This window comes from Bradyrhizobium zhengyangense (assembly GCF_022012435.1).
GTDB classification, from domain to species: Bacteria; Pseudomonadota; Alphaproteobacteria; order Rhizobiales; family Xanthobacteraceae; genus Bradyrhizobium; species Bradyrhizobium zhengyangense.
Genome location: NZ_JAKLUA010000036.1, coordinates 16,514 through 27,807 on the forward strand (window position 1 = coordinate 16,514; position 11,294 = coordinate 27,807).

General features: G+C 58.9%; 6 protein-coding genes and 2 pseudogenes. 3 read left to right on the top strand and 5 right to left on the bottom strand.

Going from position 1 to position 11,294, the window contains the following annotated elements; genetic code table 11:
* The first annotated feature begins 508 nt into the window (after positions 1 to 508).
* On the top strand, positions 509 to 1,180 hold the full coding sequence (locus L6637_RS40455) for a response regulator transcription factor (protein ID WP_164934295.1): 672 nt from the start codon (positions 509 to 511) through the stop codon (positions 1,178 to 1,180).
* A 56-nt stretch (positions 1,181 to 1,236) separates the two neighbouring features.
* A complete protein-coding gene (locus L6637_RS40460; protein ID WP_128929888.1) occupies positions 1,237 to 1,617 on the top strand; it encodes a response regulator transcription factor in 381 nt (126 codons plus the stop codon).
* 307 nt (positions 1,618 to 1,924) lie between these two features.
* On the opposite strand, the gene L6637_RS42965 is transcribed toward L6637_RS40460, so the two are convergent.
* The 5 genes and pseudogenes from L6637_RS42965 to L6637_RS40485 form a co-directional block, all read right to left on the bottom strand.
* Positions 1,925 to 2,638, bottom strand: coding sequence for an ATP-binding protein (locus tag L6637_RS42965; protein ID WP_128929887.1), 714 nt, complete (start codon positions 2,636 to 2,638; stop codon positions 1,925 to 1,927).
* A gap of 914 nt (positions 2,639 to 3,552) precedes the next feature.
* Positions 3,553 to 3,733, bottom strand: a pseudogene (locus tag L6637_RS40470) (hypothetical protein); the annotation flags it as partial.
* 346 nt (positions 3,734 to 4,079) lie between these two features.
* Positions 4,080 to 5,006, bottom strand: a complete 927-nt coding sequence (locus L6637_RS40475; protein ID WP_128955128.1) for an AAA family ATPase — start codon at positions 5,004 to 5,006, stop codon at positions 4,080 to 4,082.
* Between the two features lie 217 nt (positions 5,007 to 5,223).
* Entirely contained in the window at positions 5,224 to 6,138 is a 915-nt protein-coding gene (locus tag L6637_RS40480) for a transposase (protein WP_128929885.1), read from the bottom strand.
* A gap of 131 nt (positions 6,139 to 6,269) precedes the next feature.
* Positions 6,270 to 6,581, bottom strand: a complete 312-nt coding sequence (locus L6637_RS40485) for a hypothetical protein (RefSeq protein WP_128929884.1) — start codon at positions 6,579 to 6,581, stop codon at positions 6,270 to 6,272.
* A 1,734-nt stretch (positions 6,582 to 8,315) separates the two neighbouring features.
* Here L6637_RS40485 and L6637_RS40495 point away from each other — a divergent pair.
* Positions 8,316 to 9,204 (top strand): annotated as a pseudogene (locus tag L6637_RS40495) (IS110 family RNA-guided transposase).
* Positions 9,205 to 11,294: the final 2,090 nt, after the last annotated feature.

Consider the following 11,294-nt stretch of genomic DNA (forward strand, 5'->3'; position numbering starts at 1 on the left):
GCTCGCCTCTCAGCGGGTAGTCGCAGGAGCGCCGGCTTGCCCTATCTGCCTCAATCAGGCCGTTTCAGCTGAAACAAGTTGCCTCGACCTGTACAACCCAAGTGGCGGCTGCAAGGTACCTTGCCACCTCATGCGGCAAGGATTCAGGTTGTTGATTTTGCTGGTATGTTGGAACGTGGTACTGTCGATCGAGGTGTGCCAGGAATATCGGAGCACGGTGATCTTCGGGCAGGCGAAGTCCTGAGCGGGAAGTCTGGGCTGGTCGCGCTCGTTTGCGGCTTTGTTCTCTACGTCAGGTTGAATTGCCGAATTCGGAGGGGTAGCTCGAGAAGAAAGCAGTGAGGGCCCGGGTCATACTTGTGTATACCGGAGCGGGCCTATAATCGGAAGTCCGTAGGTTTTGGGCGAGAGCAGTAATCGGCCCTCATCCCGGACCAAGCAGAGCCGTTATAAGGCCGAGAATCTAGGTTTTTTGGATTTGCCATGGTTCTGTTTGAAAGGATGGCACGTGAACGAGCGCTTGCAAGCATCGCAATTGGTGCCGGATCACAACGAAGCAGTGGTGCTGATTGTCGACGACGATGCCTCGATACGGAAGGCTCTTACGAACCTTTTCCAATCGGCGGGTTTGAAAGTGAAGGACTTTGCCTCCGCCGCGGAGATATTAAAAGCGGACCGCCCCGAGGGGCCGAGCTGCCTTGTGCTCGATGTTCGGTTGCCTGGATTGAGCGGTCTCGAGCTGCAATCCGGTCTCGCTAGCGCGAATATGCATACGCCAATTGTTTTCATAACGGGTCATGCGGATGTTCCAATGACGGTACAGGCAATGAAAGGGGGGGCGGTTGATTTCCTGACAAAGCCTTTCCGCGATCGGGATTTGCTTCGCGCAGTCCAGATTGCAATCGAAAGAGATCGACAAAGGCGAGAGCTTGAGAAGATGCGAGCCGGCGTGCGCTCACGCTTTGAAGGTCTGACGCAGCGAGAGCGTGATATTCTGACGCTGGTTGCGTCAGGGCTCTTGAACAAGCAAGTAGCGGGTGAGCTCGGCCTCGCCGAGATCACCGTCAAAGTCCACCGTGGCCAAGCCATGCGCAAAGTCGGCGCTAAGTCGCTCGCCGATCTCATAAGAATGATTGAGTTGCTGGGCCTGTCCCGCTCAAATGGAAACGTGCAAACCTGAGTACGAGCGGCGGCTCTCGGTTGGATAGCGCTGCAGCTAAAGGCTTTCCGCTTATAATGCCTCATCTCATCTCGATCATTGACGATGATCCGTCCGTTCGTGCCGCCACGAACAACCTTCTGTCCTCTCGCGGCTACGACGTTCAAGTGTTTGCATCCGCCCCAGAGTTTCTACGCTCGGAGGTGCTGGCTGCCACGTCGTGTGTAATCGCCGACATCCAGATGCCTTTCATGAACGGGCTTGAGCTGCTACGGCAAATGCGAAACGACGGTCGTCAAACGCCGTTTATCTTCATTACGGCCAATGCAGAGAGATCAGTTCGCGCCCGCGCAATCGAAGCTGGCGGTATTTGCCTTCTCGCTAAACCATTTACCACAATGACATTGATCAACTGCCTCATTGCAGCGCTCGAAGGACTTGACGACACAAGGAAATGAAAGCGACCACTCTTTGCGGAAAGCACCTCAACGGAATTGGTGAGTCTGAGATAATCGCCTGCACTCGCGGTACACGTTACGTCCTAATCGGAACTCTTGCAATTGCGATGCACGCGTGCGTTGACGGAGGCTCCTTGATGTTCAGTGCAGTTAATCTTGGCGGCCAAATCCTGCCGACGCGCTCATCTTACTGCGCAGTTTCAAGTGAAAGCTGTTTCCAGTTGAGGCGCTCGGGCGAAGTCGCACATCGTTGATCATGAAGCGGTCGCCGAACATCTTCGGCGGGTTTAACTCTCGGCCCTGGTCCCTAAAGGCTGAGCGTGGGCGAGTCGTACGCTTCCGGCGTCCGCTTCCTGACTATTGCCGAATAAGGGAGATTCGGTGGGCGGTGCGTCTTGAACGCGAATGCGATGGTTTTCCCCCTAAGGCGAGAAGTGGCCGTCAAGTTCGGAATGTCGGAATGTCGATTAACGTTCACAATTTCGGGGTTGCGGAGACGCGGGGAGCGCGCGTTCGGGCGTGATCTTCTTCCCGACTGTTGAAGCGCCAACTGTCGATTCCGCTTTCGATAATATCCTAATGAAGGTTCAGGTGGTCGAGCGGCGCGGTGGTCATCTTGGTGTGTCCGCAAGGACGCTCGGCCATTCCCGACTACCAGATTGGTGGTCACCAGCACGAGTGCGCTCGTAGGCGACCGATGAGGTGGAACAGGGAGCTGATTACCGGATTGGGCGAATGGCAGATTGCCGAGCTCGTCGAGAACAACGAAGTCCAACCGGGTCAGGTGATCGGCGAGCCGTCTTTGGCGGCCATCGCGGACCTCGGCTCCTAGCCTGTTGAGGAGGTGGACGTCCTTGTAGAAGCGGCCACGGGCGCCAGCGCGGACACAGCTGCGGGCAATTGCGATCGCGAGGTTAGTCTTGCCAGTCCCCGGGGCAACCAGCGTTGGCCGATGTCTAGGAGCCCGATTGAGATCCTCCCCGTTCCATCCGCAATGCGCAGCGTTAGTCGTCGTTGTCACCTTGCAAGCGGCTTGAGGGTGAGACCGATTTAGTTATCAGGCAACCTGATGGGATGTTAACGCTCCTGCCGGCATGGACGGTGCACCACCGCGTCCTTCCGATTGATCCCTGCTCCGCGGCTTGCGGTGGACGGTCGCTGGAGGTGCGCGCTCTTGTCGACGCGGTTTTATCCTCCTCTTAGGGTTATTCGTCCCATTTGTGGGGACGTCGTCGTGGCGAGCGCGTCACCTCACAGGGAGATCGGTTCGAGAGCCCTCCAAGATGCAGCAGCATTCCGATTGAAACTTGCCAGCAACGCTGGAGCTGTTGAAGGAGCTTCCTACCGAATCGCTCACCGACGGGGTGACCGACGCAAACGACATGAGGAGGACAGCGGTGAGCAAGAACACGCCTGAGCACGCTCCTCGCCGGGCCATCGTGCACGTTCGTCAGTCGGCGGACGACCAGGTTATCAACAACCGAGTGGACCGCGCCGGCAGTAAGGCTTAGGTGACGGTGCGCGGCAGCTTGGCTGGAGCGAGGTGAGCGTGATCGACCATGATCTCGGTCGCTTTGGTGGTGGCACCGCGCGTCGCGGGTTCGAGAAGCTGCTCGCCGCATTTGCGAAGGGCGAGTTGGCGCCGTGGTTTTGATTGAGGCCTCTCGGCTGGCCCGCAGGGCAGGCATCGTTATACACTCCTGGATTGAGACCACGAAGCAAAAGGCGCGCAGGAGTGAACTCTTCCATACGATATCTCACGGTCTCTCATGATCGGATCGAGAACGACCTAGCGCGACGGTCAGGGTGAGAGCGTATGTGGAGGCTCCCGAACGTGCGGTGGTTGCCCCGTGCAAATTCGCCCCCGGGGGGAACGGAGGAGAAGGCCGGCCGTGGAGCTGGCCGGGGTTGCGCAATGACCGGCTCCTTTCGTTACTAGGCATTTGCGACGTCGTCAGTTCGTGCTGTGCTGACGGCCGATGCAAGCAGCAGCGCGTTCGCCTGCTCGTTTCGCGAAGAGTTAAGGCGACGCTGAAGGGTTAGTAGGACCTTGTAAAATAGAGTATCCTGCGTGCAGTTTGGACAGAAGCTCGCTGCTCATCCGCCATGGTTCGGCTCCGCATCATGTTTGAAGTGCGACGGTCACACTAATGACGGGAACGATCAAGCTACGTACTCCTTCCCGGGTATTCAAAGCTCGAAGACCGCTGTTTTGATCGACGCGTCCGTGCTTCGGTAGCGCCAGCGGAAGGCCCGACGAAACGTGCCGCAGGGTGACCGTACCCCCGCCAGAGGTTCGTCAGGATCAATGGAGCGTAGCGTACGTTTGCCTCAGGCGGCAGGGCTCCATTGTCCGTCCCCCGAGTTGACACCCGGATGACGCGTGCCGAGCCACCACCTTCCGGCCGAGCTATTCGGGTCCTAAAACAGGATCAGCGTCGCCATAGCTTAGGAGTAAGACATCATTCTTTGTCCTCGCTCTCGCAGTCGAAGCGATTCTGACGCATGCTATTCAACCTTTCGAACACTGATCGCTCATTCTGGCCATAGAGCTTAATGCCAATGATGACTTCTCGCAGATGTGCTATATTGTAGCGTTTGGTTTGCTCGACCCAGCGGTCGAGCGTAGCATCGTCAAGCGATGGCTCCTTGGCTTTGAAGTAGGCGCGGCGGGTCTGGGCGGACGACATACCAACTTCCATGATGGTGTCAAAGCGAGAAGGGCGATCGACAAAGCGCCTGTCCAGACGGTCAGGGTGGTTGGTGGTCGCAACGTGCAGCACGTTCGCAGTTTGCGCGTTGCCATCGAGCAACGCAAGAAAGTGCTCAGCGCCCCATCTTTCCACGAGCTCGTCCAGATCCTCCATAACCATGACCACGGGCCGCTCGGGCTCAATGCGACGCAGCAGACCGACACACGCGCTAGCCAGTTGCGGGCGATCGATAAAGACAACTACGCCATTATGATCTCGGACAACGACCTGTGTCATTTGTCCGATTGCGCAGGTCTTGCCACTACCGGGAGGGCCCCACAGGAGCATGCCGCGCTTGTGCGTGAAGCCGTACTCGACGTACTTCTCGCGCAGAGCCCAGAACTTGTCGAACTCGACCAAAAGCCTCTCCGCGGCGGTGTCCGGCAAGTTCAAGAGCGTGTCAGTTACAGTCGGCACCTTTTCGAAAAAAACGGTGCAACTATTTTCGCGGCAGCGATAAGCACCTGCTGGCAATTCCAAGGAAGCGTCAGAGACTGGGAGGAAGGTCGTGCCGCTCCGCGCCCACAGCGCAGCATTAAGATGGAATTCGTGATCCATGTACTGGTCCACGCACTCGTCGACGCACTCGTCCACGCACTCGTCCTTGTTCTCGTTTACGGAGAAGGCCTCTTTCATGTACTTCCTCGATTGTTAGATGGAGTGTCAGAGTAAAGGGGTAGCAATAGTTGTGCCATCGCAAACGAGGTCCGTATAGCGACCGCGATCCTGACCGGCGGCAGTCACGTGGCTGGTGAAGGGAAGGCTTATGTATTCACCCGTTGCGACACCGATGTGTGGCTAATTCGACAGACTTGTCCGAAATCGACCAAGCAATGCCGCGGCGTTCTTGTTTTCAATGAAGTATCACTTCGGCATTCAGTGGCCTGGCCGTTGCGAGCAGTTGGGCGGTCTGGCCAGACTTATCCTCGTGATCGTGGGTCGACACATTCTTGCCTCGATTCCGTTCGGCGGGCCGAACTGTGTTTGGTCGCTCTTCGAGTACATGCCCATGATTAACGTTATGGCCAAATGCGCAGAGCCCCACACTGGGTGCTGCTGCAAGTCTAGTGTCCTGAACCAGAGCATTGGATCGGCAGAAGCGCTCGATTGAATTGGTCCATGGAAATGGTTTTGGATCGGCGTTGTGCCGTTCGATGAATGAAGCGATGTCGGCCCTGACGGCGGCAATGCTCCGATAGACGCTGCGCCTGATGTTCTTGTCGGTCAGGAGCTCGAAGAAGCGCTCCTGATTGAGCCATGACGAGCTGGTCGGGGTCAGGTGCACATGCCAACGCGGCCTTTTAACTAGCCATCGCCGGATCAGCGGGGTCGTGTGCGTGGCGTAGTTGTCCATGACGAGATGGACGTCGAGCCGGCGCGGGCTGGGTCTCGTCGAGGAGCTTGCAAAATTCGGCGGCGCGGTGAAGTCGGTAGCACTTGCCGATGACCCGTCCGGTCGCAATATCGAGGGCGCGACCAGCGAGGTGGTGCCATGCCTTTTGTAGTCATGGCTCCTTCGGGCCGGCTGGCCAGGTCGCATCGGCCACATCGGCTGGCTGCGATCCAGAGCCTGGATTTGGGATTTGTCGCTCACACACGGGACGATGGCGTGCTGCGGCGGCGAGACGTAAAGCCGACGACGTCGCGGACCTTGGCCAGTAGGTACGGGTCTGTCGAGAGCTTGAACGTCTCCATCCGATGCGGCTGGCCCGAAGGCCCGCCAGATGCGTTGAACCGTCGACACCAACAGACCGCTCGCCTTTGCCATGCTGCGGGAGCTCCAATGCGTGGCGGGGCAGTTCTCCAGCGTTCGCACGGTCACGACTTCGATTCGGACATCATCAACCGTGCGCGGAGCCCCGGAACGCGGCTCGTCGTGAAGCCCGGCCACGCGCTGCTCTACAAAAACGGTGGCGCGACTTGCCTACCGTCCCGCCGCTCCAGGCGCAGCTTGGCCGCCACTTTCTTGTTCTGTCCTCCCTCCGCGCAGGTCAACACAATCCGGGCTTTCAGAGCCAGCGCCTGCGCCGTGTTCCGCCGCTTCGTCAGTGACGTCAGTGCGGCACGCTCATCATCGCTCAATATCAGGGGCGCAAGTAGCTGGACCGACATCAAATCCTTCGTCGCTATTCCAGCACCCAGCTCTGGCACAACCAAGCGAATCCAATGCGATTTTACGATTGCGAACTTGTGAGTCAGGACAGTAGTCATCTGGAATGCAAGTTCGTCACCGCCGGCGAGCTCGCTCGACGGCTCACGGCTTTGTTATGGGGGCAAAGATGCTTTCGGTCTCGATCAATGGATCGTGGATACTGCGAGGAGCGAACTGGCCTCGCTTGCGCAAGAGATCGACCGCGACATTGCAGCTGTCGCGGAGCCATCACCCAACCCTAGAGCACTATCCCCATCGACGGGCTCTTATGGTCCCTGCTGTCCGGAACGGAATCTCCGCATCGATAAGTGTAGCCTCTGCCGAGATTAGGTTGCGGCGCGGTGAGTAGGCCTCGGTGTGCTGACGTCGAGGCTCGATGTGGACGGCGGTAACTAACACAAGTCCAAATAGCGGCCGATCGATCAAGTTGCACGGTCGTCGGCGGGCTCTCTTTGTCAGGTGCGGCAGTTGCCGCGCCGTTGATGGCCGCAAATCAGCCGGCCTGGATGTTTAATTCTCTCTTCCTCAGAACAAGGAACCGGCACCCGGCGGCACGCCGCACCCGGGTCATCAGGGTCCCAGGGAGTCTCCCGGGCGGGGGGCTCCTGCGCGCCTTCCGGTGGGCCCTCTTGCGTGCGGGCTGAAGCAGTGCCTACCAACAAAAGCAGTGCGGCCGTAGTCAAAAGCGCGCGTTTCATCCGGTTTCCACTAGAACAGATACGAGAACTCCACAGCCAAGTATGCCATCCCAGGTGCTAAGGAGTAGCCGGCGTTGGTTCACCAGAGGTCTCGACTTCATTCCAGGATCGTACAATGTGACGCTAGGTGCGATTCAAGCCTTTTCATAACGGAGGCACAAAGTATCAACCTCACATCGCTTAGGTCAGCGCTCCCGACGGCATCGAGCGGGAGGGCGTGATTGCTGCCGGCCCCAACGTAGTGCCCGTCCTGGCGATCGGCCTGGCTTGTCGAAGCTCGGCGAACGCGTGACATAGACGCCGCAGGAGATTCCAGCTCAGCTACCATCTCCACCATTGTGCGGCGGCTGGTCTTGGCCATGAACAAGGCCCAGTCGATGACGGCGTCCACAGGTTTGCTGATCGCTTCGGTTTGTGCACTCTTACCGAGCTTGTCCGAGATCGCCCAGGATACCGGAATAGCGCCAGCACGGCGATCAGCAAAGCATGCTCTGCGTGCTCCATGCGTCCATGTGCGGTCATGAGTTCTTCGTAACTCGACAGTCACTCGCAACAGGCATGGATAGTGTTGCCGGAGCATGTCGGCGCCGGAGATGCACCTGGATGCAGACCTCGATCCGGCACTGGAGATGAATGCCGACGTATACCTGCATGACTGACAGCGAGATGGCCAAGACATTCCTCGACAGAGCGACGCCCCGGAGTGCCTAGACGCCACGTGTTCCATGCGTTCTCTTTTACAATTGCTTGCCGCCTGGAACGTCGTTATCAGGTTCGAATAAACTCACGGACATATTGGTCATCGCGGAGCCTGATTCTCCCGATATCGACGGCATGTTCGCCTCCTCTTCCGAGCTCCGCTAATGGGCCTCCTGCCCCCGCCAGCAAGCGAAGCTGGTAAGGGGCGGCAAAGACAAGGAGCACACCATGTCTCAGACACCCAATACCGCGATCGCCGTGATCGGCATCGATATCGGCAAGAACTCGTTCAACGTCGTCGGCCACGATGCGCGCGGCGCCATCGTTCTGCGTCAAAAGTGACCGCGTGGGCAAGTGGAGGCGCGGCTCGCAAATCTGCCGCGTTGCCTGATCGGTATGGAAGCCTGCGTCGGCGCACATCACCTGAGCCGCAAACTCGCATCGCTTGGTCACGATGCGAGGTTGATGCCGGCCAAATATGTCCGCCCCTATAGCAGGGGACAGGAGAACGACTTCAATGACGCCGAAGCGATTGCCGAAGCCGTGCAGCGCCCGACGATGAAGTTCGTGGCGACCAAGACCGCGGAGCAACTGGATCTGCAGGCGCTGCACCGGGTGCGCGAGCGGCTGGTATCGCAACGCACCGGCATCATCAACCAGATTCGCGCCTTCATGTTGGAGCGCGGGATCGCCGTGCGCCAAGGTATCGGCTTCTTGCGCACCGAACTGCCCACCATCCTTGCGACGCGCGCCGATGCCCTGTCGCCACGCATGTTGCGTGTCATCGAGGAGCTGGCAGGCGACTGGCACCGGCTGGATCAGCGCATCGATGGCCTCTCCGGCGAGATTGAAGCATTGGCCCGTCAAGATCAGGCATGCTCGCGCCTAATGACGGTGCCTGGCATCGGGCCGATCATTTCGAGCGCCATGGTGGCCGCGATCGGCACCGGAGACGTATTCTCCAAAGGCCGCGACTTCGGCGCTTGGCTTGCCCAAGCAGATCTCGACGGGAGACCGCACGATCCTCGGCAAAATCTCGAGGCGCGGCAATCGCTACCTGCGCGTTCTGTTCGTGCAGGCGGCGTGCGTTGTGCTGGTCAGGATAAAGAACTGGGAAAGTTATGGGCTCAAGTCCTGGATCGAAGCCGCCAAAAGGCGGTTGCACCACAACGTGCTCGCGATCGCGCTCGCCAACAAGCTTGCCCGCATCGCCTGGGCGGTGCTGGCCAAAGGACGCGCCTTCGAGCTGACGAGGACTGACGATGCAGGCGTCCGACCCGCTTGATCCTCGCGCCGTGCTGGGCGCGGTCAAGGCGCAGCCTGGCAACGCCGGAGCCAGCCGCAAGCCAAGCGCGACGGCTGGCCTTGACCGCCCCTGCGCGCGACGCGATCGACGTTCTGCGGGCCGGGACGAAGGAACGGCCCTTGGCTCGAACAAAGGAACTGAGCAAAATGAGGAGCAAGCGATGACGTAAGCCCCTATCAATAATTTCCAGCCGAGGTCTGCGAGAGGATGAGACGAGATGGAGGTTCGGTCTTCCCGGCGCATGCGAACACTGGTGACCCGAATGGTCCAATCGAGGCCTGTCCGCTAACGAGAACGCACGCGCGCTGATATCCATGGTGGCCGGAGCAAATGCTCCAATCAAAGGCCGGATACATTGATGCAAGACCGCTCACCGCCAGCTCGGCGAAACCACTTGCAACGCACGGCCGGACCATACATCGGGGTCATTTATATTGCTCCTTGCTATAGATCCGCTTCACCAGTAGCCGACAGTTTCGTCTCGCCGGTCGGTCACAAATCCGGGCAGTCGTACTGGCGATAACAACAGTGGCGTCCGTAACAACCGTGCCTATAACCGTGGCAGGGATATGCGCGGAACGGGTACGACCGCGGGCCGGTATGGTACGGACTGCAGCCATAACTGACCGGAGGGTATCCATAAGGCGGCTCCGCATATACGCAATAAGGGCCATAACAGCCGCCGCTCGTACTTGCGCCACGGAAGAGTTCGGCTCTTGCAAGACTGGAGATCCTCCGTTCGCAGTTGCAGTGAGAGACAGGGGACATCGTGGTCGTGCCTCCAGGAAAGGCCTGCACGACTCCGACACTCCTCGGCATCGGCGCTGCCGTCGCCAGCTCCAACTGGACAACCATCAGGACTCCCACCACCGTACAGCTCAATAGGGACTTCCAGCTGCTCATCGTTCGACTCCTTATCACGGTCGTTTCGACAGTCGGCTCCAAGATGTCGTCAAAAAGCTCCCGCCTGGCGGCCTGCGCAGCCAGTGCTGCTGATCCAAATATTGGCTGCCGCCAATCAAGTGCCACAGCCACATGATCGCTACGCTACTTTCCTACCCCAATGCCAAGACGTATAGCGCTTGCTTGGCGAACGAAAGCAGCACTCCACCGGCTGCGAGAGCGGCCACGCAGAGTGCCAAGATCACCGCGCGCTCCATGCTTTACCGTTTTAGGCGGTCGTGAGCGCCCGAAGGTGGGATCGGTCGAACAGTATCTTGGATAATGGACGTATTGGTCAGCGCGTAGCCTGATCTTATTGATATCGACCGCATCTCGAGCACGCCTTCTCCGCCATTTACAATTCCCCTCCAGGGCCAAATAAACCTCCCCGGAGTAGCTCCGGGCAAGCCTCTCAAGGAGAGGATCAGCAAGTCCGATGCCATCGGCGGGAGCATGACAGTTCTGACACGTATAAATGAGTTAGGGGATTCTGAGCACCATTGCGAGAGCGTCGCGACGCCATGTTAGTGCGACAACTGTCCCGAGTCTGACAGACGGGGACGTCAGTTGCGTTCTGGTGTTGATCCCATAATCAGACGTAGCACAGCTGCCCTCACTCTACAGCAGGCCTGCCGCTTCAGCTGGAGCATCGCGTTCCTCGCACCGTCGCCGCCATCGGTCAAAACGAGCAAACTGTGGCGCCTGAGCCGCTCGTGCAAGTCGCGTCCCGGTATAGGCAGCGTTCTTTGCTGCCAGTTCAGCGACAACCGGCGGCCACACTCGCTCGCGGACATCGAGTCAATCGCGCCGACGGGCGCCTAGTGTCGCGCGACGATCAGGATGGAAGGCAGCGTCAATCAAGGTGAGAGAGTTTCGCTGGGCTCGTGACGGAGGGAGGGCGTAGCCCGACCGGAGTTACGAGCCCAGCGTCGGCGCGATCCCGAGGAGGACCGCGCCGACTGGTGATCGCGGCCGGCGGGGTTATGCAAGTGGTTCTTCCGCCAAGAGGAATCACTCGCTTGCCCGGCCGACACATCACAGATCACCAGATGAGATGGGATGGTTGCCGCCCTCCCCAGACGGCATCGTAATGTGCCAAGAACGCAGTGTTTGAACCCCGAAGCGAA